20 protein-coding genes, 19 tRNA genes, 3 rRNA genes, 1 riboswitch and 1 other annotated feature are annotated in these 25,237 nt (G+C 39.5%); of the genes, 4 read left to right on the top strand and 38 right to left on the bottom strand.

What is annotated here, in order from left to right; genetic code table 11:
- Positions 1-31: 31 nt before the first annotated feature.
- The 3 genes from ADU73_RS08280 to ADU73_RS08270 all read right to left on the bottom strand — a co-directional run bounded on the left by ADU73_RS08280 (position 32) and on the right by ADU73_RS08270 (position 4,688).
- Positions 32-358 carry a hypothetical protein gene (locus tag ADU73_RS08280; protein WP_046871704.1) on the bottom strand — a complete coding sequence of 109 codons (327 nt, stop codon included), beginning with the start codon at positions 356-358 and terminating at the stop codon, positions 32-34.
- Positions 359-538: 180 nt separating this feature from the next.
- The gene (leuS, locus tag ADU73_RS08275; RefSeq protein ID WP_046871703.1) at positions 539-2,953 is read right to left on the bottom strand and encodes a leucine--tRNA ligase; all 2,415 of its coding nucleotides are present in this window, start codon (positions 2,951-2,953) and stop codon (positions 539-541) included.
- Between the two features lie 55 nt (positions 2,954-3,008).
- Positions 3,009-3,225, bottom strand: a binding site (T-box leader).
- Between the two features lie 95 nt (positions 3,226-3,320).
- Positions 3,321-4,688 carry an ISLre2 family transposase gene (locus ADU73_RS08270; RefSeq protein WP_046872291.1) on the bottom strand — a complete coding sequence of 456 codons (1,368 nt, stop codon included), beginning with the start codon at positions 4,686-4,688 and terminating at the stop codon, positions 3,321-3,323.
- Positions 4,689-4,880: 192 nt separating this feature from the next.
- Here ADU73_RS08270 and ADU73_RS08265 point away from each other — a divergent pair, with 192 nt between their 5' ends.
- Positions 4,881-5,525 carry a phosphatase PAP2 family protein gene (locus ADU73_RS08265; protein WP_046871702.1) on the top strand — a complete coding sequence of 215 codons (645 nt, stop codon included), beginning with the start codon at positions 4,881-4,883 and terminating at the stop codon, positions 5,523-5,525.
- Positions 5,522-6,088, top strand: a complete 567-nt coding sequence (mnmM, locus tag ADU73_RS08260) for a tRNA 5-(aminomethyl)-2-thiouridylate-methyltransferase MnmM (RefSeq protein WP_046871701.1) — start codon at positions 5,522-5,524, stop codon at positions 6,086-6,088. Before ADU73_RS08265 ends, mnmM begins: the two co-directional genes overlap by 4 nt.
- A 40-nt stretch (positions 6,089-6,128) precedes the next feature.
- Here the strand turns inward: mnmM and ADU73_RS08255 are convergent, their stop codons facing one another.
- Together ADU73_RS08255 and metK are read right to left on the bottom strand one after the other, a co-directional pair.
- Positions 6,129-7,598: an MDR family MFS transporter gene (locus ADU73_RS08255; protein ID WP_062913379.1), complete on the bottom strand. Its 1,470-nt coding sequence runs from the start codon at positions 7,596-7,598 to the stop codon at positions 6,129-6,131.
- Positions 7,599-7,660: 62 nt separating this feature from the next.
- A complete protein-coding gene (gene metK / locus ADU73_RS08250) occupies positions 7,661-8,848 on the bottom strand; it encodes a methionine adenosyltransferase (RefSeq protein ID WP_046871699.1) in 1,188 nt (395 codons plus the stop codon).
- Positions 8,846-8,929: riboswitch (SMK box riboswitch) on the bottom strand. Its footprint overlaps the gene before it by 3 nt.
- A gap of 220 nt (positions 8,930-9,149) precedes the next feature.
- On the opposite strand from metK, the gene ADU73_RS08245 reads away from it, so the two are divergent.
- The gene (locus tag ADU73_RS08245) at positions 9,150-9,875 is read left to right on the top strand and encodes a hypothetical protein (RefSeq protein WP_046871698.1); all 726 of its coding nucleotides are present in this window, start codon (positions 9,150-9,152) and stop codon (positions 9,873-9,875) included.
- Positions 9,876-10,249: 374 nt separating this feature from the next.
- On the opposite strand, the gene ADU73_RS08240 is transcribed toward ADU73_RS08245, so the two are convergent.
- The 23 genes from ADU73_RS08240 to ADU73_RS08130 form a co-directional block, all read right to left on the bottom strand.
- Positions 10,250-10,324 (bottom strand) — tRNA-Asp (locus tag ADU73_RS08240).
- Between the two features lie 4 nt (positions 10,325-10,328).
- Positions 10,329-10,402: transfer RNA gene (locus ADU73_RS08235), tRNA-Met, on the bottom strand.
- Positions 10,403-10,419: 17 nt separating this feature from the next.
- Positions 10,420-10,492 (bottom strand) — tRNA-Glu (locus ADU73_RS08230).
- Between the two features lie 6 nt (positions 10,493-10,498).
- Positions 10,499-10,586, bottom strand: a tRNA-Ser gene (locus ADU73_RS08225).
- A 2-nt stretch (positions 10,587-10,588) separates the two neighbouring features.
- Positions 10,589-10,663: transfer RNA gene (locus tag ADU73_RS08220), tRNA-Ile, on the bottom strand.
- 12 nt (positions 10,664-10,675) lie between these two features.
- Positions 10,676-10,746: transfer RNA gene (locus ADU73_RS08215), tRNA-Gly, on the bottom strand.
- 17 nt (positions 10,747-10,763) lie between these two features.
- A tRNA-Phe gene (locus ADU73_RS08210) sits at positions 10,764-10,836 on the bottom strand.
- 4 nt (positions 10,837-10,840) lie between these two features.
- Positions 10,841-10,915 (bottom strand) — tRNA-Asp (locus ADU73_RS08205).
- Between the two features lie 4 nt (positions 10,916-10,919).
- Positions 10,920-10,993 (bottom strand) — tRNA-Met (locus ADU73_RS08200).
- A gap of 11 nt (positions 10,994-11,004) precedes the next feature.
- Positions 11,005-11,094, bottom strand: a tRNA-Ser gene (locus ADU73_RS08195).
- Positions 11,095-11,145: 51 nt separating this feature from the next.
- Positions 11,146-11,219 (bottom strand) — tRNA-Ile (locus ADU73_RS08190).
- A gap of 21 nt (positions 11,220-11,240) precedes the next feature.
- Positions 11,241-11,314, bottom strand: a tRNA-Met gene (locus ADU73_RS08185).
- 32 nt (positions 11,315-11,346) lie between these two features.
- Positions 11,347-11,420: transfer RNA gene (locus ADU73_RS08180), tRNA-Pro, on the bottom strand.
- Between the two features lie 4 nt (positions 11,421-11,424).
- Positions 11,425-11,498, bottom strand: a tRNA-Arg gene (locus ADU73_RS08175).
- A gap of 9 nt (positions 11,499-11,507) precedes the next feature.
- A tRNA-Leu gene (locus ADU73_RS08170) sits at positions 11,508-11,593 on the bottom strand.
- A gap of 33 nt (positions 11,594-11,626) precedes the next feature.
- Positions 11,627-11,698, bottom strand: a tRNA-Gly gene (locus tag ADU73_RS08165).
- Between the two features lie 13 nt (positions 11,699-11,711).
- Positions 11,712-11,784: transfer RNA gene (locus tag ADU73_RS08160), tRNA-Thr, on the bottom strand.
- 48 nt (positions 11,785-11,832) lie between these two features.
- A tRNA-Lys gene (locus ADU73_RS08155) sits at positions 11,833-11,905 on the bottom strand.
- A gap of 2 nt (positions 11,906-11,907) precedes the next feature.
- A tRNA-Val gene (locus ADU73_RS08150) sits at positions 11,908-11,980 on the bottom strand.
- A 9-nt stretch (positions 11,981-11,989) separates the two neighbouring features.
- A 5S ribosomal RNA gene (gene rrf / locus ADU73_RS08145) occupies positions 11,990-12,106 on the bottom strand.
- A gap of 91 nt (positions 12,107-12,197) precedes the next feature.
- Positions 12,198-15,120 (bottom strand): 23S ribosomal RNA (locus ADU73_RS08140).
- 227 nt (positions 15,121-15,347) lie between these two features.
- A 16S ribosomal RNA gene (locus tag ADU73_RS08135) occupies positions 15,348-16,925 on the bottom strand.
- The 16S, 23S and 5S rRNA genes sit together here with 19 tRNA genes alongside, the layout of an rRNA operon.
- A 331-nt stretch (positions 16,926-17,256) precedes the next feature.
- Entirely contained in the window at positions 17,257-17,652 is a 396-nt protein-coding gene (locus tag ADU73_RS08130; RefSeq protein ID WP_046872486.1) for a S1 RNA-binding domain-containing protein, read from the bottom strand.
- Positions 17,653-17,765: 113 nt separating this feature from the next.
- On the opposite strand from ADU73_RS08130, the gene ADU73_RS08125 reads away from it, so the two are divergent.
- Positions 17,766-18,410, top strand: coding sequence for a VTT domain-containing protein (locus ADU73_RS08125; protein WP_046872485.1), 645 nt, complete (start codon positions 17,766-17,768; stop codon positions 18,408-18,410).
- 82 nt (positions 18,411-18,492) lie between these two features.
- Here ADU73_RS08125 and ADU73_RS08120 read toward each other — a convergent pair whose 3' ends face one another.
- The 10 genes from ADU73_RS08120 to comGD form a co-directional block, all read right to left on the bottom strand.
- Positions 18,493-19,116 carry a TIGR01906 family membrane protein gene (locus ADU73_RS08120; protein WP_046872484.1) on the bottom strand — a complete coding sequence of 208 codons (624 nt, stop codon included), beginning with the start codon at positions 19,114-19,116 and terminating at the stop codon, positions 18,493-18,495.
- 4 nt (positions 19,117-19,120) lie between these two features.
- Positions 19,121-19,891, bottom strand: a complete 771-nt coding sequence (locus tag ADU73_RS08115) for a TIGR01457 family HAD-type hydrolase (RefSeq protein ID WP_046872483.1) — start codon at positions 19,889-19,891, stop codon at positions 19,121-19,123.
- Between the two features lie 10 nt (positions 19,892-19,901).
- Positions 19,902-20,504, bottom strand: a complete 603-nt coding sequence (locus ADU73_RS08110) for a YutD family protein (RefSeq protein ID WP_046872482.1) — start codon at positions 20,502-20,504, stop codon at positions 19,902-19,904.
- A 39-nt stretch (positions 20,505-20,543) separates the two neighbouring features.
- Positions 20,544-21,152: a metallophosphoesterase family protein gene (locus ADU73_RS08105; RefSeq protein ID WP_046872481.1), complete on the bottom strand. Its 609-nt coding sequence runs from the start codon at positions 21,150-21,152 to the stop codon at positions 20,544-20,546.
- Between the two features lie 135 nt (positions 21,153-21,287).
- Positions 21,288-22,664 (bottom strand): amino acid permease, encoded by a 1,377-nt coding sequence (locus ADU73_RS08100; protein ID WP_046872480.1) that lies wholly within the window; start codon positions 22,662-22,664, stop codon positions 21,288-21,290.
- Between the two features lie 90 nt (positions 22,665-22,754).
- On the bottom strand, positions 22,755-23,765 hold the full coding sequence (locus tag ADU73_RS08095) for a class I SAM-dependent methyltransferase (protein WP_331244716.1): 1,011 nt from the start codon (positions 23,763-23,765) through the stop codon (positions 22,755-22,757).
- A gap of 64 nt (positions 23,766-23,829) precedes the next feature.
- A complete protein-coding gene (locus tag ADU73_RS08090) occupies positions 23,830-24,141 on the bottom strand; it encodes a hypothetical protein (RefSeq protein WP_046872478.1) in 312 nt (103 codons plus the stop codon).
- Positions 24,119-24,529: a competence type IV pilus minor pilin ComGF gene (locus ADU73_RS08085; protein WP_062913378.1), complete on the bottom strand. Its 411-nt coding sequence runs from the start codon at positions 24,527-24,529 to the stop codon at positions 24,119-24,121. Before ADU73_RS08085 ends, ADU73_RS08090 begins: the two co-directional genes overlap by 23 nt.
- The gene (locus ADU73_RS08080) at positions 24,522-24,761 is read right to left on the bottom strand and encodes a hypothetical protein (RefSeq protein WP_145930496.1); all 240 of its coding nucleotides are present in this window, start codon (positions 24,759-24,761) and stop codon (positions 24,522-24,524) included. The genes ADU73_RS08085 and ADU73_RS08080 overlap by 8 nt, the downstream gene beginning before the upstream one ends.
- Before the next feature lie 37 nt (positions 24,762-24,798).
- On the bottom strand, positions 24,799-25,236 hold the full coding sequence (gene comGD, locus ADU73_RS08075) for a competence type IV pilus minor pilin ComGD (RefSeq protein ID WP_056986372.1): 438 nt from the start codon (positions 25,234-25,236) through the stop codon (positions 24,799-24,801).
- Between the last annotated feature and the right edge of the window lies 1 nt (position 25,237).

The raw sequence follows: 25,237 nt of genomic DNA, 5'->3' as shown, positions 1-25,237 counted from the left end.
TTGAATAAATTATCTTAAAAAATTAAGAAATCTACTTTTCGGAAACCCCATCAGCAACTTTCTTGATCAGTTCGTCCATGGCCGCCGGCTCTTCGTCGCACTCAAAATAAGCCCCATGATAAATCTTACTGATTGGATCTTCGACATCCATATATCTGGTATCAAACTTATTAACTGTATATTTCCCATCTGGCTCTACCAAAAATATAATGCAGCCATCTGCTTCTTTATAACCATCTCGTGTAAACGTAACAGGAAACGTACATCGCTCAAATTGATATTTAATGCCATCAGTACGAGGATGCAATCTCATGTTAATTTCTGAAACAATATTACCGACAATCCCATCAATAGTCATAATTTTTAAGTATCTCCAGTTTCTACCATTAAATTTAAAATACTGAATTCTAGCGTATCATACTTAGAATTAGTTTCAAGTTCCAGATAAAAAGGCATCCAGCTGATAACGAGTAATCACTCCTTATTTCCTGTATGCCTTTTTGAATTCTAAAATTAATATCTGCTTAACCCATTTAACTTAAACAACAATGTTCACAATCTTATTTGGAATTGCAATCACTTTACGAACCGTTTTTCCATCTAACCATTCTTCCATTGTTTTATCTGCTAAAGCTAATTTTTCTAATTCATCTTTACCTGTGTCTTTAGCAACCTGCATATGAGAACGAACTTTACCATTTACTTGAAGAACAATTTGAACAGTCGACTCCTCTAGCTTTTTAGGATCAAAAGTTGGCCAAGCTGCATAGGTGATGGTTTCATCATGTCCTAATAATTGCCATAGTTCTTCAGCGACATGCGGCATAATTGGTGAAATCATTTTTACAAAACCTTCCATGTATGCTAGTGGTAAAGCATCCACTTTATAAGCTTCGTTTATAAATACCATCATCTGTGAAATAGCTGTATTATAATGAAGATTTTCGAAATCTTCTGTAACTTTCTTCACGGTTTGGTTATATACTTTGTCGAGCTTGCCATCATTAAAGGTTGTGACGCGATCACGAGGATGATTATTTTCATCAATCATCAAACGCCAAATTCGCTCGATCCATTTTTCACTACCATGAATGCCATCCTCACTCCAAGCCACGGACTCGGTCAAAGGTCCCATGAACATTTCATAGAGACGCAACGTATCTGCCCCATATTGATCAACAATATCATCAGGATTAATGACGTTACCCTTAGATTTAGACATTTTTTCATGATTGTCGCCCAAAATCATTCCTTGGTTAACTAACTTCTGGAAAGGTTCCTTTGTTGGGACAACTCCGAGATCATACAAAACCTTGTGCCAGAATCGGGCATAAAGCAAATGCAAGACGGCATGTTCTGCACCACCAATATACAGATCCACTGGTAACCATTCTTTCAAAAGATCCATATCTGCAATGCGTTTTTCGTTATGCGGATCAATGTATCTCAAATAGTACCAAGAACTACCTGCCCATTGTGGCATAGTGTTCGTTTCACGACGCCCCTTACGACCGTTCTTATCCACAACATTAACCCAATCCGTTAAGTTAGCAAGAGGACTTTCATAAGTTCCAGATGTTTGGAGATCCTTAGCAGCTGGTAGCTTTAGTGGCAACTCATCTTCTGGAACCAAAGTTGTTTCACCATCTTCCCAATGAATAACAGGAATAGGCTCACCCCAGTATCGTTGCCGTGAGAAAATCCAGTCACGCAAACGATAATTAACTTTCTTATGACCGGCACCCTTTTCTTCTAACCAAGCCAATATTTTATCAATGGCAGTAGTTTTATCTAAACCATCTAGAAATCCAGAGTTAATGTGCACGCCATCTCCAGTATAAGCAGCGTCATCAACGTCGCCACCCTCAATAACTGGTTTAATTGGTAAATCAAACTTCTTTGCAAACTCCCAATCACGTTGATCATGGGCTGGAACGGCCATGATTGCGCCAGTTCCATATGAAGCCAAGACGTAATCAGCAATCCAGATTGGCAATTTTTCACCATTAACTGGATTAATTCCGTAAGCTCCGGTAAACACACCAGTTTTATCTTTATTTAAATCTGTTCGTTCCAAATCTGATTTAGTTTCAATCTTCTTCTCATAAGCTTCCACAGCTGCTTTTTGAGCGTCTGTCGTAATCTTTTTTACCAGTGAGTGTTCTGGTGCGATAACCATGTAGCTTGCACCAAACAGCGTGTCAGGGCGGGTTGTATAGATCTCAATTTCATCATCAGTCCCAGCAACTTTAAAGTTAACACTGGCCCCCGTTGAACGGCCAATCCAGTTTCGTTGCATTTCCTTGATACTGTCGGGCCAATCAATCAAGTCTAAATCATCTAGCAAACGATCAGCATATGCCGTAATCTTAAGCATCCATTGCTTCATGGGGACCCGATAAACTGGGTAACCACCCCGTTCTGTCTTTCCATTAATTACTTCTTCGTTAGCAACCACTGTGCCTCCCATCATATCAGGAGCCCAGTTAACTAAAGTTTCTTTTTCGTAAGCTAACCCTTTTTTGTACATTTGCTCAAAAATCCATTGGGTCCACTTGTAATACTTAGGATCAGTTGTATTAATTTCGCGATCCCAATCGTATGAAAAACCAAGTGACTTAATTTGGCGTTTGAAATTTTTAATATTGTGAGCAGTAAATTCACGCGGATTATGCCCTGTTTTTAAAGCATACTGTTCTGCTGGTAACCCGAAAGCATCCCAACCCATTGGATGGAGGACTTTATAACCTTGCATCCGTTTGAAACGGGCCATGATATCTGTTGCTGTATAGCCTTCTGGATGCCCTACGTGCAGCCCTTGTCCAGATGGGTAAGGAAACATATCCAAAACATAGTATTTAGGCTTGCTAGAATCCTCAACTGTTTTAAATGTTTTGTGTTCGCGCCAGTAATGCTGCCATTTACGTTCAATTATCTCATGATTATATGCCAAATTTATTCCACCCTTTCTAAAATAAAAAAAGTCCTATAAGATATCAAAAAATATCTTATAGGACGGAAGTCTCCGCGGTACCACCTATATTTACGATTGAATAAGTCAGTCGAACACTCAAATTCTTAACGCGAATTCACGTTAACAGCTACTTTAACTTCACCGTTAATTAACACAAAAGATGAGTTCAGCACAGTTCCAATCTATACTCACATTTCCGTACAGTTTCTGAAAGAAGTTCCGTGCTTACTATTTCTTTTCAACTAATATTAATGGACTAATCCTATCAAATTAACTAAAAAAAAGCAAGGTATGTGTCAAGTTTTCCTAGGTGCCTTATAATCAACCAAATATTTATACACAATAATTAGTTTGAAAATATTTTTGCCATTGCTCCGATAGGGCTACTTGTTGGGGCATCAACTGGTATTTTACCTGAAAGAACTCCAATATGCTTAGAATGGTGCTTGTTGCTCAGCTGAGCTGAACTCAACGTCTTCAATGATTCCGTAGCGATCTCAATCGTTAGCTCTTGTAACTTTCTTAAACCACCACGTAAGTATTTATCTAGCTTACCGTTTACCCGAGCTTCAATTAATTTCAACATAGCCTCAAGGCCCTTTTCGGACCATACTTTGCCTTGCTTTTTCATTCGATACGTGTACGCTCTGTGTGAGCTTTCAACGGATCCCAATTTGCCGACCCTCATGAAGCCACGATCGTGTGGAGACTTTATAAACTGCCAATTTCTTGCCAAATATTGTCTTAGGACCCTTAGGCTCTCAAGTTCCTTATCAGTTTTAATTTGCGACTCAAATGTATCTAAAATAACGTTTAACTGATTCTGATCATACAGGCTAACGCTCTTAACGGCCTTATCAACCAATGGATTAAATAAACCAAAGGTTTGTTTAATCTTTTTGACAAAGTGATACCGATCGATAGTAAATTCAACTCTTTGAGCACTCGGAACTATTTCTCGCATACTTTTCGGGTTATACCCTGGGCCACCATCACTTGCTGTAAACACGGTCATTTCACTGATTTTATAATACTTCTCAATGTAGTCAGTTACTCGTTTTTGAACCTTTTTTTGATTGATACCAACAAACTCAACTTTGTTTGATCTTGTTCCATCTAATCCTGATTCAAAAACAATGTAATGGTGGACGTCTTGTCTTCGTCGATTAATTTTGTGTATCTCAAAGGCATCGCCTTCAACCACTAAGTTTTCAACTTTTCGTTTCTTAACTAGTTTCTCTTCGGACGATTTTTCTTCTGTCTTCACGGTATCTGCCATGTCTCTGATAATTCGGTCTACTGACCAGGCACTAATATCCGTCTGACTTGCCAGATTGATCATTGCGGCCGTATTTCTCATCGTTGTCGTTTGCCCAATTTTGGCAACGACACTTTTAAAATAAGGTGAAATTCTTTTTCTTTCTTCCAACTGAAGTTGTTCATCCAACGGGAAGTAATAACTTCCATTGGGTCGAAGATAACATCTTCTTTCAAAATTCACGGCGCCAAACATAAACTCAATTGTTCTGGCCTGTCGATTAATGAATGTATTTTCTGCCGGAATTGATGGAACGAGTGTTTCATCTAATTGCCTCAGATATTCAGCTACAACCAGCTGGAATGACTTCCTAAGATGAAGAATTACCTGCTCCTCTAAATCAAATAAACTGTCTAAATTTCCCAATGATTCAATAAAATCTGCTAAAATATACATGAAAGACCTGTATCCCTTCCTTTAATCTTCGTCGATTAAAAGGCTACAGGTCTTTTTCTATATATTCAACTCAAAATGAATATTCCTAGAATTTTATTGACCATCTAGGAAAACCTTACACTAACAAAGCAAGACATCTCAAAAAATCTGATATACTGGAATCGCATTGTGAAAGTTAAAAAGGAGAAATTTATGTCATCAACCAAACAGCATCACCTATGGCTTATTTTAGGTTTAATAACTGGAGTCCTTTTTATTTGGCTCACACTCTCAGTTTATTTACAAACCAACTTTGTTAAAGAATTTGATCAAATCATTGCAACTTTTATCCAAACTAATCGAACTCCCGGCAAAACTAGCTTTTTCCTATTTATAACCACTCTCGGAAATCCACTACCGCACATTGGATTTATCCTCTTACTGGTTGCGTGGTTAATCTATAGTAAACACTATCGTTTATTAAGCTTTGCAGCACTTGCCCTCCTTTTGGATACCTCTGGAAATCAAGTAATCAAACAACTTATAGAAAGACCACGACCGCTTCACAAATTGATTTCAATCGGTGGCTACAGTTTTCCAAGTGGTCATTCTACCGGTACCACAGTGCTCTTGGGAAGTATCATGATTATTGCAGCTGTTTTAGTCAAGACCAATTGGCGTCGCTGGTTAATCTATCTGGGATCATTTATGGGAATTTTATTAATTGGAATTTCACGCATTTATTTAAACGTTCATTATCCAACTGACGTGCTTGGTGGATTTCTCCTTGGGACCACCATTGTGCTATTAACTGCTTATTTTGTTTTACCAGGGAAAAAGGAGCTTATCCAAAAATGAATTTAGAATCTGCGTTACGTTACAGTCATACTTTATTGGACCAAGTTGTGCGAGTTGGCGATACCGTCATTGATGCCACAGTAGGCAACGGCAACGATACCGTCTACTTAGCAGCCAGTGTAGGTAAGGCTGGTCATGTTTATGGTTTCGATATCCAAGCAGCTGGTTTAGAAAAAACGAAAACCCAACTTTTATTGACGGGTTTATTACCACAAACAACTTTAATTCAAGATGGCCATGAACACATTGATAATCACGTCCCCGCTGATACAGAAATCTCGGCGGCCATCTTTAATCTCGGCTATCTTCCTGGAAGTGATAAAACTGTTGTAACTCACGGTGAAACAACAATTGCAGCGATTAACCAATGCTTAAAAATGCTACAAGCTGGTGGGTTAGTAGTAGTCGTGAGTTACTATGGTCACCCAGGCGGCAAACAAGAACTCACTACATTACAGAGCTTTCTAAGAGAACTCCCTCAAAAAAAGTTTCAGGTATTGACCTATCAATTTATCAATCAAAAAAATGATCCTCCAATCTTATTTGCAATCCAAAAACGTTAAAAAAATCGATTTCCGTTTTAATTAACAGAAATCGATTTTTTTAATGAACTTTTTTTGGATGACTATAATCTAAACTGTTGACGAAAATCGCCAACAAAATCAAAATTACGCCGGCAATATAAATATTGTGCAAAGCTTGATACAGGATTATCCGTAATACTGGGATCAACTTAGCTGGCAACGATGAAGCTGTTTGTGGATTGATCAACTTATTCATCATCCCAATATTAAGTTGCGGATTCTGCGCAACACCACGATTCATTGTTCCATTCATGATAATTCCAAAAATAGACATCATAAGCGTCTGCCCAAGGGTTCTAGCCAGGGTATTAAATGAGGTCGCCACTCCCATATCTTTTGCGGCCACCAATCGTTGTGAAGTCACAGTTGTTGAAGTAATGGTAATTCCAAAGCCAATTCCCAAAATAGTAGCAATCACAAAGAATAACCAAAATGGCGTAGTTTGTGGCAATAAAGCCAGCCATGCACTTCCGACTAACAAGAACCCTAAGCTAATCATCAAAGTTTGTTTGGGAGTCAGTTTAAGAATAAATTTACCTGCTAAAAATGATCCAAAAATCCACATAATTGAACTTGGCGTTACTGCAAAACCAGCCAAAGAAGCGGGTAATCCAAGAATTCCTTGTGTCCATGTAGGTAGATAAACTTCAAACCCAATCAAAAATCCAGATACAAGCATGGTAGCCAAATTTTGAGTTACGAAGGTCCGGTTTTTAAATAATTTTAATGAAATAATTGGATCTGGTGCCCTTTTTTCACGATTAATAAACAAGATTAGCGCCACAATAGTAATGGCAAAACAAATTATGACTGTTTGCCAAGCAAAGTTTGCTTCCCCTAACACCTGGAAACCATACATCAAGCTCAGTAAAGTTAATGTTAACCAAAGGCTTCCTAAATAATCAATTTTGCCAACTGCGGTATGTGGTTCTTCATGTAAATATAAGGCAATCAAAATAACCGTTAAAAGGCCAATCGGAATATTAATGAAAAATACCCAGTGCCAGGTTAATTGATCAACAATAAAGCCACCTAATAAGGGTGCAATAATTGCTGCAATTCCCCAAGCTGCTCCATTAAATCCCATTACCCGAGCCCGTTTTTCAAATGGATAGATATCTGCAATAATTGTATTGGCCACAGGCATGATACAACCTGCACCAATCCCCTGCAAGGCACGCCAACCAATCAATGTTTGCATTGAATTAGCAGTCCCACTTAGTCCTGATCCCACAATGAAAATCATAATGCCAATCATAAAGATCCGTTTCCGGCCAAAAAGATCGGCTAACTTCCCGTAAATCGGCGTTGCTACTGCATTTGTTAATAGATAAATTGACACAATCCAATTCATTAAATTAACACCATGCAAATCTCCAACAATCGTTGGCATCGCCGTTGACACAATGGTTCCTTCCACAGCCGTTAAAAATGTGGCCACAAAAATCGCAATAGTAACCAGCGTAACGTTTGTTTTTTTTGCTGTCATCTAATCCCTCTCCAACTAAAAAGCCTCTCCCACTCAAATTGTAGAAGAGACTTTTTGAATATTTATTTCAATAATTCTTTTAAAGCATCAACTTTATCAGTATGTTCCCAAGGCAAATCAATATCGGTCCGACCGAAATGCCCATAAGCAGCGGTCTTTTTATAAATTGGTCGCTGTAAATCTAACATTTTAATAATTCCAGCTGGACGTAAATCAAAAATCTTACGAATAGCAGCCGCTAATTTTTCTTCTGAAACATTTCCTGTTCCAAACGTATCTACAGAAATTGAAACTGGTTGAGCTACCCCAATTGCGTAAGCTAACTGCACTTCTACTTTGTGAGCCAATCCGGCTGCTACAATATTTTTAGCAATATAACGAGCAGCATAACTAGCCGAACGATCAACTTTAGTAGCATCTTTCCCAGAGAAAGCACCACCGCCGTGACGCGCAAAACCACCATAAGTATCAACAATAATTTTTCGTCCTGTTAACCCAGCATCACCTTGAGGTCCGCCAATAACGAATCGACCAGTTGGATTAATGAAGTATTTCGTTTTATCATCGAGTAACTCAGCAGGAATAACAGGTTTAATGATATGTTCTAAAACATCTTCACGAATGGTTTCAAGTAACACATTTGGATCATGCTGTGTGCTTAAAACAACTGTGTCAACGCGAACCGGTTTTTCATTATCATCATATTCCACCGTAACTTCAGCTTTAGCATCCGGACGTAAATAACGTAACTCACCAGATTTGCGAACTTGGGCTGTTTTTTGCATTAGGTGATGGCTAAGCATAATTGGTAATGGCATTAACTCAGGTGTCTCATCAATGGCAAAACCAAACATAAGTCCTTGATCGCCAGCACCAATCTTGTCTAATGGATCTTCGTCACCTTCGCGGGTCTCCAAAGAATCGTCAACCCCCTGTGCAATATCAGGTGATTGCTCATCAATGGCAATCATCACAGCACAGTTATCACCATCAAATCCATATTGACCATCCTTATAGCCAATCTCTTTGATGGTATTTCGGACTGTTTTTTGAATATCGACATAAGCCGTTGTACTAATTTCACCAACCACAACCACTAAACCAGTTGTCACGGTCGTTTCACAGGCTACTCGTGCTTCTGGATCTTGTTCCAACATAGCATCCAAAATTGCATCACTAATTTGGTCAGCAATTTTATCTGGATGACCCTCTGAAACTGATTCCGATGTAAATAAATGTCTCTCTTGCATTTGAAAATTTCCCCCTTATTATAAACGGTTACAAGGTATCTTTGCTTTTACACAAATCCTTTCGGGAACAAAATAATGTTTGTTCAATATCATAACCTGTACACTGAAGCTTTTCATTTCTATTCGAATTAAGTATTACAAGCCATTTACAACACTGTGCTTACTCTTCTTAATGAATTCAAAATTAAAAAACCGTCTTATCAAGTCTATCACAAATAGAAAACCTTTAAAAGACAGATTTTTGTTGACCTTCTACTTAACTTTGTTTAGGATTGAGTTATCTCACATAGGAGAAACGTTTATGCAAAATTTACATCTCACAACTGAAAAAAAGAAAACTTTACTTCCGTTAGGTTTAGCCCTTATTCAAACTTTCTCAACTTGGTTGATTCCCACAGTTTATAGCCGTCTGGTAAATACAACCATTCAACATACAGTTAGTAATCAGGCTATCCTAATTTTATTTATTTTTATGTTTAACTTTTTAGTCTTCGATCGCTTCACAAACAAATTTCCAATGATCTTTTTTCTGGGTATGACCGGAGTTGCAGTTCTAATTGCTGCATTCTCTTTTTCCAGTATTGCACCTACAATTGGATTGTTACTCTTTGTCTGTTTATCGTCGTTGCTACCATTCTTCCTATCTTTCAAAAACAATTGGGCAGGTTGGTTGCTATTTACAATTAGCTCTGCATTTATCCTCCCAGAAACACTTTTTTACGTGCAATGTGGGTTCTTATCCACTAATTTTCTAAAAGCTCTTATTATTCCGTTACTTAGCACATTTTTATTTTATTATCCATTCTTTATAAAAAGAATTAATTTTTCCACCATTATTAACCTTGGAATTGGTGCCCTTTGTGCATGTATATTACTCTTCACGCATGTTGGTATTTATTCTGTGTTTGCGAGCTTGTTAATATTGATTTCTTGGACCTTTCAACGGATGGTTAAACAACCTAAATTAATTTTAACCATCAATGTTATTTTGAATCTGCTGTTTAATATTTTAATTCTAATGAAATAAAATAATTCGTTTTTTGAATCTCTCCGATAGCAAAACTATCAGAGAGTTTTTTTGATATTTTTTTGATATTTAAAAAAGCATCACTTTATTAGAACTAATTGAACACGCATAAACATACGACTACAAATAAGGTCAAAACTTTCAATTATTTTCGTGATGACAGAAAAACTACGTATTCTGCGTTTTTTTAAAGATAACATTAGAAATTGCATAACTCCTAATACTGTCTCTGGCGGTTCATCAACAGGATTTGACAAAGAGCCTTTAAATCCAGTTGTTCATCGATTGAATAATCCGAACACAAAAAAAGAGTCAACACAGATAACTGTATTAACTCTCTTAAATTCAATAAATAAAAATTCCATTCCTCGAGACGGTTCCAACGAGACTCGAACTCGTGATCTCCTGCGTGACAGGCAGGCGTCCTAAACCAACTAGACCATGGAACCATAATTGCGGGAGCAGGGTTTGAACCTGCGACCTTCGGGTTATGAGCCCGACGAGCTACCAGACTGCTCCATCCCGCGATAATATTATATGAAAATGACCCGTACGGGATTCGAACCCATGTTACTGCCGTGAAAGGGCAGTGTCTTAAACCACTTGACCAACGGGTCATAAAACGGAGAAGAAGGGATTTGAACCCTTGCGCCGCTTACGCGACCTACACCCTTAGCAGGGGCGCCTCTTCAGCCACTTGAGTACTTCTCCAATGGGCCTAAATGGACTTGAACCATCGACCTCACGCTTATCAGGCGTGCGCTCTAAACCAGCTGAGCTATAGGCCCATTATATGAAAAAGCGGGTGACGAGAATCGGACTCGCGACAACAGCTTGGAAGGCTGTGATTTTACCACTAAACTACACCCGCATAATTGCATGTTAGGATGGCGCGGGACAGAATCGAACTGCCGACACACGGAGCTTCAATCCGTTGCTCTACCAACTGAGCTACCGAGCCATAACGGTTCCAACGAGACTCGAACTCGTGATCTCCTGCGTGACAGGCAGGCGTCCTAAACCAACTAGACCATGGAACCATAATTGCGGGAGCAGGGTTTGAACCTGCGACCTTCGGGTTATGAGCCCGACGAGCTACCAGACTGCTCCATCCCGCGATAATAAAAAAAGGAGGATGAGAGATTCGAACTCTCGCGTGGTTTGACCCACCTGACGGTTTTCAAGACCGTTCCCTTCAGCCAGACTTGGGTAATCCTCCATTACAATATACGGTTTTCATGTCCACCAACATAGCAACACACATATTAGATGGACCTTGTAGGACTCGAACCTACGACCGAACGGTTATGAGCCGTCTGCTCTAACCAACTGAGCTAAAGGTCCAAGTTCGTATATTAAAACCTATCGCGGCGGGGGGGATCGAACCCTCGACCTCCCGGGTATGAACCGGACGCTCTAGCCAGCTGAGCTACACCGCGATCTAAATTTAAATGTATAAGAAACCATTTAATCGGGAAGACAGGATTCGAACCTGCGACCCCCTGGTCCCAAACCAGGTGCTCTACCAAGCTGAGCTACTTCCCGAAAATGCACCCAGTAGGAGTCGAACCTACAACCTTCTGATTCGTAGTCAGACACTCTATCCAATTGCGCTATGGGTGCTTATTAAAATGCCGAGGACCGGGATCGAACCGGTACGGTCATCACTGACCGCAGGATTTTAAGTCCTGTGCGTCTGCCAATTCCGCCACCCCGGCAATACTTATTTGTGCTTGTAGCTAATACTACAAAGCGGAAGACGAGATTCGAACTCGCGACCCCCACCATGGCAAGGTGATGTTCTACCACTGAACTACTTCCGCATAATTATAAAAATGCCAACTAGAGGATTCGAACCTCCGACCCCCTGTTTACAAAACAGATGCTCTGCCAACTGAGCTAAGTCGGCATCATTCTATAATTAATTATTAAACTATCATGGCATATAAAATACCAATGAGCCGTGACAGTCTCGAACTGTCGACCCTCTGATTAAAAGTCAGATGCTCTACCAACTGAGCTAACGGCTCAATGGAGGATACAGGGCTCGAACCTGTGACCCTCTGCTTGTAAGGCAGACGCTCTCCCAACTGAGCTAATCCTCCATAATAAACGCATGGCAACGTCCTACCCTCGCAGGGAGCGATCCCCCAACTACTCTCGGCGTTAAGAAGCTTAACTTCTGTGTTCGACATGGGAACAGGTGTATCCTTCTCACTATCGTCACCACACTTCTCCGATCCACTTACGCGGCTCGTGTGAAAGAAATTTATTCTCTCAAAACTAAATAATATCGAATCCTTCTCTTGAGAACACCACTTTGTGGTTAAGTCCTCGACCGATTAGTATTGGTCCGCTCCATGTATCACTACACTTCCACTCCCAACCTATCTACCTGATCATCTCTCAGGGGTCTTACTTCCATAAATGGAATGGGAAATCTCATCTCGAGGTGAGTTTCACACTTAGATGCTTTCAGCGTTTATCTCATCCATACGTAGCTACCCAGCGATGCTCCTGGCGGAACAACTGGTACACCAGCGGTATGTCCATCCCGGTCCTCTCGTACTAAGGACAGATCCTCTCAAATTTCCTACGCCCGCGACGGATAGGGACCGAACTGTCTCACGACGTTCTGAACCCAGCTCGCGTACCGCTTTAATGGGCGAACAGCCCAACCCTTGGGACCGACTACAGCCCCAGGATGCGATGAGCCGACATCGAGGTGCCAAACCTCCCCGTCGATGTGAACTCTTGGGGGAGATAAGCCTGTTATCCCCAGGGTAGCTTTTATCCGTTGAGCGATGGCCCTTCCATACGGTACCACCGGATCACTAAGCCCGACTTTCGTCCCTGCTCGACCTGTCTGTCTCGCAGTCAAGCTCCCTTGTGCCTTTACACTCTGCGAATGATTTCCAACCATTCTGAGGGAACCTTTGGGCGCCTCCGTTACTCTTTAGGAGGCGACCGCCCCAGTCAAACTGCCTACCTGACACTGTCTCCCGCCACGCTTAGTGGCGCGGGTTAGAGGGTTCATACAACGAGGGTAGTATCCCACCAACGCCTCCATCGAAACTAGCGTTCCGATATCTACGGCTCCTACCTATCCTGTACAAGTTGTACAAACACTCAATATCAAGCTACAGTAAAGCTCCATGGGGTCTTTCCGTCCTGTCGCGGGTAACCCGCATCTTCACGGGTATTATAATTTCACCGAGTCTCTCGTTGAGACAGTGCCCAGATCGTTACACCTTTCGTGCGGGTCGGAACTTACCCGACAAGGAATTTCGCTACCTTAGGACCGTTATAGTTACGGCCGCCGTTTACTGGGGCTTCATTTCAAAGCTTCGCCGAAGCTAACTCATTCACTTAACCTTCCAGCACCGGGCAGGTGTCAGCCCCTATACTTCATCTTACGATTTTGCAGAAACCTGTGTTTTTGATAAACAGTCGCCTGGGCCTATTCACTGCGGCTGATCTTGCGATCAGCACCCCTTCTTCCGAAGTTACGGGGTCATTTTGCCGAGTTCCTTAACGAGAGTTCTCTCGCTCACCTGAGGATACTCTCCTCGACTACCTGTGTCGGTTTGCGGTACGGGTAGTTAAACTCTAACTAGAAGCTTTTCTCGGCAGTGTGACATCAGAAACTTCGCTACTTAAATTTCGCTCCCCATCACAACTTGTCCTGAAAAGATAAAGCATTTAACTCTATCTAAGACTTGTTGCTTGGGCACACTTATCCAACTGTGTGCTTTTCTTAGCCTCCTGCGTCCCTCCATTGTTCAAACAAGTTTAACTAGTACAGAAATCTCAACCTGTTATCCATCGTCTACGCCTCTCGGCCTCGACTTAGGTCCCGACTAACCCTGGGTGGACGAGCCTTTCCCAGGAAACCTTAGTCATTCGGTGGACAGAATTCTCACCTGTCTTTCGCTACTCATACCGGCATTCTCACTTCTAAGCGCTCCAACAGTCCTCACGGTCTGCCTTCATCGCCCTTAGAACGCTCTCCTATCACGCCACCTTACGGTGGCATCCACAGTCTCGGTAATATGTTTAAGCCCCGGTACATTTTCGGCGCAGAATCACTCGACTAGTGAGCTATTACGCACTCTTTAAATGATGGCTGCTTCTGAGCCAACATCCTAGTTGTCTATGCAACTCCACATCCTTTTCCACTTAACATATATTTAGGGACCTTAACTGGTGGTCTGGGCTGTTCCCCTTTCGACGATGGATCTTATCACTCACCGTCTGACTCCCGGACATAAATCAATGGCATTCGGAGTTTATCTGAATTCAGTAACCCTAGATGGGCCCCTAGTCCAAACAGTGGCTCTACCTCCATGATCCTAAGTCCGAGGCTAGCCCTAAAGCTATTTCGGAGAGAACCAGCTATCTCCAAGTTCGTTTGGAATTTCACCGCTACCCACACCTCATCTCAGCACTTTTCAACGTACACGAGTTCGGTCCTCCAGTGCGTTTTACCGCACCTTCAACCTGGACATGGGTAGGTCACTTGGTTTCGGGTCTACATCTGCATACTCAGTCGCCCTATTCAGACTCGCTTTCGCTACGGCTCCGTTTCTTCAACTTAACCTGGCATGCAAACGTAACTCGCCGGTTCATTCTACAAAAGGCACGCCATCACCCATTAACGGGCTCTGACTTCTTGTAGGCACATGGTTTCAAGAACTGTTTCACTCCCCTTTCGGGGTGCTTTTCACCTTTCCCTCACGGTACTGGTTCACTATCGGTCACTAGGGAGTATTTAGCCTTGGGAGATGGTCCTCCCGGATTCCGACGGAGTTACACGTGTTCCGCCGTACTCAGGATCCTGAACTGAGGGATTTTCATTTTGCCTACGGGGCTGTCACCCGCTCTGGCCAGTCTTCCCAGACTGTTCGGCTATGAAAATCTTTGGTAACTCAAATGTTCGGTCCTACAACCCCAGGAAGCAAGCTTCCTGGTTTGGGCTGTTCCCCTTTCGCTCGCCGCTACTCAGGGAATCGATTTTTCTTTCTATTCCTGTGGGTACTGAGATGTTTCAGTTCCCCACGTCTACCTCCAACCACGTTATGTATTCACGTGGCGGTAACAACGGATTAATGTTGTTGGGTTTCCCCATTCGGAAATCTCCGGATCAAAGCTTACTTACAGCTCCCCGAAGCATATCGGTGTTAGTCCCGTCCTTCATCGGCTCCTAGTACCAAGGCATTCACCATGCGCCCTTTATAACTTAACCTAACTTTATCAAAGATAAAGTGGTTTTGAGTTTAGCGATTATTTTTGAACTAATCTTGTTTTAAAACTCTATAAAACGCAATGTTCTCGGTTTAATTATCTGATAATTAAAATTAGAAAATTTTTCGATATTATTTAGTTTTCAAAGAACAAATTTTGAGAGTAGACCTCTCAAAACTAAACAAAGTTTCGACATATGTGTAGGTTTCCGTTTCTAAATATCCTTAGAAAGGAGGTGATCCAGCCGCAGGTTCTCCTACGGCTACCTTGTTACGACTTCACCCCAATCATCTGTCCCACCTTAGACGGCTAGCTCCCGAAGGTTACTCCACCGGCTTTGGGTGTTACAAACTCTCATGGTGTGACGGGCGGTGTGTACAAGGCCCGGGAACGTATTCACCGCGGCATGCTGATCCGCGATTACTAGCGATTCCAACTTCGTGCAGGCGAGTTGCAGCCTGCAGTCCGAACTGAGAACGGTTTTAAGAGATTAGCTTAACCTCGCGGTCTCGCAACTTGTTGTACCGTCCATTGTAGCACGTGTGTAGCCCAGGTCATAAGGGGCATGATGATTTGACGTCGTCCCCACCTTCCTCCGGTTTGTCACCGGCAGTCTCACTAGAGTGCCCAACTTAATGCTGGCAACTAATAATAGGGGTTGCGCTCGTTGCGGGACTTAACCCAACATCTCACGACACGAGCTGACGACAACCATGCACCACCTGTCATTCTGTCCCCGAAGGGAACGCCTAATCTCTTAGGTTAGCAGAAGATGTCAAGACCTGGTAAGGTTCTTCGCGTAGCTTCGAATTAAACCACATGCTCCACCGCTTGTGCGGGCCCCCGTCAATTCTTTTGAGTTTCAACCTTGCGGTCGTACTCCCCAGGCGGAATGCTTAATGCGTTAGCTGCAGCACTGAAGGGCGGAAACCCTCCAACACTTAGCATTCATCGTTTACGGCATGGACTACCAGGGTATCTAATCCTGTTCGCTACCCATGCTTTCGAGCCTCAGCGTCAGTTACAGACCAGACAGCCGCCTTCGCCACTGGTGTTCTTCCATATATCTACGCATTTCACCGCTACACATGGAGTTCCACTGTCCTCTTCTGCACTCAAGTTTCCCAGTTTCCAATGCACTTCTTCGGTTAAGCCGAAGGCTTTCACATTAGACTTAAAAAACCGCCTGCGCTCGCTTTACGCCCAATAAATCCGGATAACGCTTGCCACCTACGTATTACCGCGGCTGCTGGCACGTAGTTAGCCGTGGCTTTCTGGTTGGATACCGTCACTGCATGAGCAGTTACTCTCACACACGTTCTTCTCCAACAACAGAGTTTTACGACCCTAAAGCCTTCATCACTCACGCGGCGTTGCTCCATCAGACTTTCGTCCATTGTGGAAGATTCCCTACTGCTGCCTCCCGTAGGAGTCTGGGCCGTGTCTCAGTCCCAATGTGGCCGATTACCCTCTCAGGTCGGCTACGTATCACAGCCTTGGTGAGCCTTTATCTCACCAACTAGCTAATACGCCGCGGGTCCATCCAGAAGTGATAGCCGAAGCCATCTTTTAAAAATAAACCATGCGGTTCATTTTATTATGCGGTATTAGCATCTGTTTCCAGGTGTTATCCCCCACTTCTGGGCAGGTTACCCACGTGTTACTCACCCGTTCGCCACTCACTTTATAGTTGAAATCATCTTCGATGCAAGCATCTCTAATTCAATCAACGAAAGTGCGTCCGACTTGCATGTATTAGGCACGCCGCCAGCGTTCATCCTGAGCCAAGATCAAACTCTCATATTATACTTGAGTTTTTACAAGCTCATTTGTTGTTTCATTGTTTAAAACGAATTGACTTCGCAAATGTTTGCTTCAAAATTTTCATTTGAAGACCCTACACATTTTACTTTGTCGAAACTTTGTTCAGTTTTCAAAGGTCTACTATGTCGCGATTGGAAGCGTTAAATGCCTCAACACAACTATCTAACTTTATCATTTCAAATTATAAAAGTCAACTAACATTTTCAATTGCTTTTAAAAAGTTGTTTACTCTTTCGTTTGAAGCAACATTTAATATAATACCAAGAATACATTTCTCGGTCAAGGGTTATTTGATTTTTTTATACCTTCTCATTTACGAATCAATCTGATAGTCTTCTCTTGCTTGCCTTTTCCAACCTGGTAACTTTTCAGCCACGCTTTGAAAACCAATTAGATCTTCATCATTGGTCCAATAAAACTTATGCCGTGCATGAACAAACATTGGCATTGGTTGGTCGTGTATCTGTGTTCCCTGATATAAAGTTCTAATTGACAAACTAACATGCGAATTAGCAGGATCGATGTCGACAATCATACAAGATATGGTTTGTCCAACTTTATATAAAGAATTTAAGTCATCGACATAATCGTCACTACATTCTGATATGTGAATCAAGCCTTTAAAAGAAGCTTTCTGATTTTCTACAAAAAGTCCATATGATTTAACACCAGTGATTACGCCCTGAATAACATCCCCGATCTTTAGCACTTTTAAAACATCTCCTTACAATTGCTTAAACCTTATTTTAGCGAAACTCTAAGTATGATACAATACTCGTGTTTCAAAATAACAGTCTTAACTGCCTAACACGGAGGAATATTGTGTCATTTCTTATTGATTTCATTCTACATATTGATACGCACTTAGTTTCTATTGTAAATACTTTTGGTAATTGGACCTATCTTATCTTATTTGCATTGATCTTCATAGAAACAGGTGCAGTCATTTTACCGTTTCTACCTGGGGATTCACTTTTGTTTGCTGCAGCAGCACTTTCAGCCAATAGTATTTATGGCCTTAATATATGGATTTTCGTTTTTTCCCTGTTTTTCGCGGCCGTCCTAGGTGACTCAACCAATTTCTTTATTGGTCGATGGCTTGGCAATAAACTAACCCAGCATCATCTTTTTGGTAAAATCATTACCGAACAGCGACTTAAAGAGTCACGTGAATTTCTTGATCGCTATGGCAGTGTTTCCATAACTTTTGCACGTTACATGCCAATCATTCGAACCTTTGCTCCATTCGTAGCTGGTGGTAGTAAATTCAGTTATCGCAAGTTCATCGTTTTTGATATATTAGGTGCTTCAACCTGGGTCACTTTGTGTTGCGGTGCTGGTTACTTCTTCGGGAATTTTCCATTTGTAAAGGCACATTTTTCTGCAATTGTAATCGGAATTATTCTAATTTCACTAATTCCGATCCTTATATCATTTTTGAAAACCCGAAAAAAAGCACAAAAATAAGCCAAACATTCAATTGAGATTGAACTATGCCCCGAAAATTTTAACTTTCACGGTATAAAGCAAGCCCTCAGAATGTGTCGGCTTATTTTTTTAACTCTTTTCGTCCAACTAAAATAAAAAATAAATAAAAACATTCGATAAAAATAAATACTAGCACAAAACACTGTAAGAAAAATTCTTCTGGCAGCGCATTTATAATTGGATCCTTAGCAGGATCAAACATCCAATCATTATTTCGAAACAGTAATTCATGAAAACCAATAAAAAATTGGTCAAATGAAATACTCATCATTACTCCGACTAAAATTGGAATTACCGCTGCAACTTGTAACGGCCGAATTAGTCGCCAAAGAGATTTTGTTTTAATTAATTCACGGATAAAGAAAAAAAATACAATTCCTGAAATAATTAAAACAGCCTCATTCAGCATAAATAAATTTTTCACATCCGAAAAATGTTGTAATCCGGCACTTGAGCTTGAAAAATTAGTCATTTTTAAATGTGTCACCCAGGGAAAACTTAAATACTGAATGAGTTGATGATAGTTATGCATTATCTGTGATTTTGTTAAATCAACCATTTCCAAAACGTGATAACCTTTTAAGGTCCAACTATAAAGGAACGTACAATTAATCACTAAAAAGATTGCCAATGAAATTCCAAACAGATGAAACGCACACCATTGTGCAAACCTTCGCAATCTCATAGGCTTACTTCCATTCATCAAACGACTGGATTTCATGGGTGGGTTGAATTTCCTGTTTTTTTACAAATTCAGGAGTTGACACCCCTGTGTATACCAGCAACGTATCAATACCAAAATTGATTCCAGCCGAGATGTCCGTCATATAATTATCACCGACCATCACAACATCATCCTTAGGTAGTCCAATTTGTTTTACTGCTTTTTGCATAATTATAGTTTCAGGTTTTCCGACATAAGTTGCTCGTTGCTGCGTTGCACGCTCAACCATGCCAATTAAAGCCCCTGCACCCGGAACCAAACCACGTTCATTTGGTAAATTTGTATCTGCGTTAGTCCCAATAAACGTAGCCCCTCTTTTTATGGCTAACGTTGCTAATTCAAATTTATGATAGGTAACATCATAATCTAGCCCAACGACAACCCAATCTGGATGCACTTCATCAAACTCGAATTTTTTATTTAAAAGTGCCTGTTTCAGACCTAGCTCACCAATAACGTACACTTTACGCTTATTCCCGGCAATGCCATCCAAATAATCAGCTGTTGCCAAACCAGCAGTGTACACCTGATCAGCCGTAGTATTGATATTATGATTGTCACGTAAATTTTTGGCTACATCCTTTGGTAATTTAGTTGTGTTATTCGTTACAAATAAAAAATCAGTTTTTGTATCTTGTAATCGTTTAACAAATCTAGCAGCAGCTGGTATCTGATCACGACCACGATAAATAGTGCCATCTAAATCAATTAAATATCCTTTATAATCTGAAATCATTTTCTCTTCCTCATTTAGTCTCTCTTATTGTAAAAGAACGTTTACCTCGTTTATGAACTTCAGTAATTTTATTTTGACGATGATTGACTGGTTTTGCTTTCTGTTTAGTAATTTTTTCTTCAACAAAGGGTTTCTGCTTAAATTTACGAACACGCTTATTAGGATGTTTATTTTTATTTTTATTTTTGCTAACGGGTTTATTTACCGTTTCTTTTTCCTTGGTTCGTAAGCTACGTTTTTTAGCCGGCTTATTTACACTTAAATTTTTTAAAATGAAATAAGCACAACCAAAATTGCAAAACTCCAACAAATAATCTTGAATAGCACTTTGTTTCTCATTATCTTTTGCATTTCGATCGCCATCGCTATAAAAGCCCTTTAATCGAAGCTGTTCATAACCAATATCAGCAACAATATAATCATACTTGCTCAGAACTGGACTAAATCTCTCTGCCAATTGTTCACGATCAAAAGCATCTCGTTCATTACTAACAAGTTGATATTGATGCCCATTTATCAGAATATTAGCATCATCTAAAACATCAACTTTATTAATGACCGGGCGCCGATTGATTTCATTTTCAGCACTTTCTTTACTTTGCGTATTAGTCATGTATGCGCCTCTTTTCTATTTATTACTTAATTAATCTTCTTAACTCCGTTTAGCAAAATCTGTAAACTTTCCTTGAACCATTTGCTCAATATCCTTTTCCGAAAACGGGGTTCCAAATGGAATCTTATAATCCAGATAATCTGTTTCCGGCGTATCCACGCCAACATTTATATCTTCTTTAATATTGACACTATAATGATGAATATGCCCATGTAAATTTATGATTTGTTTCACAATCCCCATCATCATTGGATAGTGGGTCATATAATACTGACGATGATTAAATTTGATTAACACCCCAACATCATGAAATTCAAATTTAGGTTTTCCACCTACCATAAAGTTATGATTATTCAAATATTTAAAGAAAGCGCGACTGTCATGATTTCCCTTAATTAAGACCAGATGCCCATTTAAAGACTTCAATACATCATAAACCGCCTGATTCGAAATGCCTGCTGGATGTGTAAAATATAAAGCAATATCTCCCAAATGATAAACTGTATCCGTAGTTTTTACTCTAGCATTCCAATTTTTGACAATCGTTTGATTCATAGTCTCAACGTTGGGAAAAGGACGTGGTGCAAAATCATTGTCCCCTAACAAATCTTTATGAAAAAAATGTGTATCAGCTGTAAAAAAATTCAAAACAATCCCCCGTTTTTAATGTACTCCGTTCTAGTATATAACATTCCCATAAAATCTGGTTACATTTTATTGCCATAGCCATTTTTTTGAACAAAAAAAACGAGAAAGATCAAATCTTTTCTCATTTCATCAATTCTATTTAGTTGTTTGTTTTCTTTTTTTTCTCATAAAATAAATAATGTTAAGGATTAACAACCACAATATTGATCCAATTAACGCAATTAGTGTGTCAACTTTCAATACCAAAACAAAACCAACAAAGATCAAAAATATCAGGACAAAATAATCACTATATGGATACCAAGGCATTTTAAAGCTTGCCAAGGGCTTTCCTTCACTCTTTAACTGTTTACGATATTTTAAATGTGCCAATATAATTGTACTCCAGATAAACAGAAAACAAGTGGTCGCGATACTAGATATAAAAGTAAACACTTTTCCTGGTACAAAAGCATTTAAAAGAACCGCAAAGGCAATTACCAAAGCCGAAACCAGAATGGCATTAGCCGGTACTTGAGTATGTGAAAGTGTTCCGAGCTTTTTTCCTAATTTTGACTTATTATCATAATTTAGAGAAAACAACATTCTTCCTGTAGTAAATAAAGCACTATTGCAGGCGGAAGCCGCCGCAGTTAACACGACAAAATTTATAATTGCTGCCGCCCCTTTGATCCCAACATTTTGAAAAACTTGCACAAATGGACTAGATGTCGGTGAAACATACTTCCAAGGAAAAATAACCATTAAACAAAACAGCGCGCCCACATAAAACAGACCAATTCGCATAGGAATATCATTGATTGCTTCTGGAATAACCTGTTTTGGATTCTGCGTTTCAGCAGCTGTCATTCCTACCATTTCAACACCAACAAAAGCAAAAACGACCATTTGAAATGATAAAATAAAGCCCTTAGCTCCCCTAGGGAAAAAGCCCCCATATGCAACCAAGTTAGAAAGAGAAGCATAACCTACATCAGTTTTGTAGTGAATAGCCACAAGCACAATTCCAGTTATTATTAACATCAAAATTGCGGCAATTTTGATTATTGAAAACCAGAATTCAGTTTCACCAAAAAGCTCCACAGTAATCAAATTTATTGTTACCAGTACTAACAAAATAACGAATCCTGGAATCCATTGAGGTAAGTGGGGAAACCAAAAACGCATGTATAGTCCAGCCGCCGTGATTTCTGCCATCGCAATTGATATCCAGCAAATCCAATATGTCCAACCAGTCACAAAACCAACTCGTTTACCCAGATACTTAGCCACAAAATCTACAAACGAAGTTGAATTTAAATCAGAAAGAAGTAATTCTCCTAATGCTCGCATTAGCCAGAAACAAACTAATCCTGTAATTGCATAAGCTAGCAGAATCGATGGTCCAGCCAAATGAATTGACTGTCCTGCTCCTAAAAATAAACCAGTTCCAATCGTTCCACCAATGGCAATCAGTTGAACATGTCTACTTTTTAAACCGCGCGATAAATTTTTGTTTTTATTTTCACTCATATTGCCTCCATAAAACTTACCTTATGTGCATGTCTTGCAACATAATTACAGTTAATCATATAGGAATTTTTGAGTTAAGTAAAATCTAAACTAAAAATTTTGGCGGTGCCACTGTTTAATTTCATCCAAAAACTTTTTCATTTCTTTTTGGTTCTTAAAGGATGGAAAATCCCCTAACAATACCTTTGATGCTTGTTTTGCTTGTGTACCATAATTTTGCACGATTAATATTGATTTTTGTAAACTCGCATTAGTAAACAAATCTTTAGGCAAATTCAAGAAGCCTTGTAAATAAATGTTATTCTTACAATAGTTCAATAAATTAGCTGCTTGGTCCGTTTGAAAAATATTAGTTGGCACCAAGAATAATCCAAATCCACTAGCAACAACATGATTCATTGCTTGTTCAATCAGCAAATGATGAACGTACGAATGCCCTTCTGTACTATGTGTTTGATACTTTTTAACACGAACATCAATTGGATAGTAACCAACGGGCAAGTCAGAAACCGCAACATCGGCTGAATTAAATACTAACTGATCTAAGGCGTCCTGATGAAACAAGTCGACATCTAAATTCTGTAATCTAGAATTAATATCTGCCATTGCCAACATTGAATCATCATTATCAATTCCAATTCCAGAGATTTTGGTTTCCTTGTGATTTTGATGAATATCATTCATGATTGTAGTAAGTAGGTTTCCAGTTCCAACTGCCGGATCAAGAACTGTCAGTGTCTTAGTATCTGCAAGTAATTCTTGTAGCAAATAGGCGAATAACATCCCAATCGTATCAGGTGTCATCTGATGATTTGCCTGAATATGATCCTGTTGAGACGCATTCAGAATAGCCAATTGAAGAGCTTGTCGAACAACCTCAGCATTGAGTTGCTTGATATTTGTTTCTTCATAAAAATGCTCTAAATTATGCCTTGCACTCGTGCTAGGCTTACCATCCTCAATATGAACCTCACCAGAAATTAGGTTATCACCAGTTTCAATTAAAGCATCCAAATAAGAACTATCTAGCTCTTTCATTAGAATTTCGGTACTTTCATCAATTATATTAAATAATTGTTCAACTTCATCATTATTCGTAATCTTTCACCTCATTATTAACTTAAACTCCTAAAATAGTTTAACATTAATTCAATGAAATTGGCATTTATAGCGGTTGACTCCTCAATTGAAATTTAAAACAATGATGGTTCTTTAAAAGAACCACAATTTTTTTATCTTCAATCTTGGCGGTTCCAATACTTGATATAATTGATTTTTGGTCCTTATTAGTTTTTCTCTTTAAAATCAATACATTACATAACATTCGTCCTTCATTTGCTTCAATCATTCTAGTCTGATCAGCAATGTGTGCCTGTCGATTTTGTTCAATTTGAAAAACTAAGCCACTATAAATAGTCAAAAAAACGATTGCACTCAGTAAAACATACCCAGATTTATTTTTTTTGAATATATACATTCTCTTTTTTTGTTTCTCCATTATCAAAATCTATTTTTAGTTTTAAAAAAGGCTCTTTATAATCAAAACTAACCGCCTTAATATGAGCAATTAACGGAATATATCCAGGAGAAAAACGTAATTCATCTTGATACTTTTCCAGTTTATAAACTTTATTTTCAGCATTGCTTTCTAAATAAACATAGGTGCTGCTGTTACTCTTAAATCGAAAATTATGTTTTTCTGATTCTAATTCACCAACTAATAATTGCAAATTTGCTGAATTACTTTGTTGCGAAAAAGAAATATTCGTTAACTTTGTACTAAACGAAATAAGCTGATAAATCACTCCCAAAACGACTAACGAAATTGCAACTTCTATTAGTGTGAATCCTTCTTTTTTATTCAAACTCTATTTTCCTTATAACGTGATGTTGAGTGCCTTCTAAAACTAATAACCTCGTTGAGTACTTAAGCGTATCGCTACCAATATGCATTTCTTGATCTTTTTTTTCATCAAACCGGCGACTTCCTTCCAACATTTCACGGCTAATTAAAACTTGGTTTGCCAATTTTTTATCAACTTGTCGTTCATTTTGAATACAATCATGAACAAGGACTAACGTAATACTTATTAGCATCAATGCAACAAGCGATTCACTTAAGATAAAACCATTTTTATTCTCTTTTAATATGATAAACACCCCACCCTAACTGCACGGTCATCCGATAAGTACATTTATTAATTTTTGAATTAAATGCGATTGTCTGGGGCTTGACATAGCCATCACTACCGATTTTAATCTCTTGATTGCTGAATAAAGAAAGTGTTTTCGGTAATTGCACTTCATAATTTTCCTTATCAAATGTCTTTAAAGGTCTAAAACTAACCTTATTTCTGGCTTTATCAAAAGAAATATAGGTAACAACTCCTTCTAAATTAGCAAATTGTTCATAGCGTTTCCATTCACGATCAAACGTTGCCCAAAATTCCTTCTCATGCTGTTGTTCAATGACTCTTTTAAATGCCATGTTTCCTGTTGAAAACAGCAAAGAAACAATAGTCAAAACTACCAGTGATTCTATTAATGTGAACCCATGCTTTGATTTGCTCATG

Origin of the sequence: Pediococcus damnosus, assembly GCF_001611155.1 — a bacterium.
Lineage (GTDB): Bacteria > Bacillota > Bacilli > Lactobacillales > Lactobacillaceae > Pediococcus > Pediococcus damnosus.
Note: the sequence above shows the minus strand (reverse complement) of the source record. Positions and strands in the feature narration are given on the sequence as shown.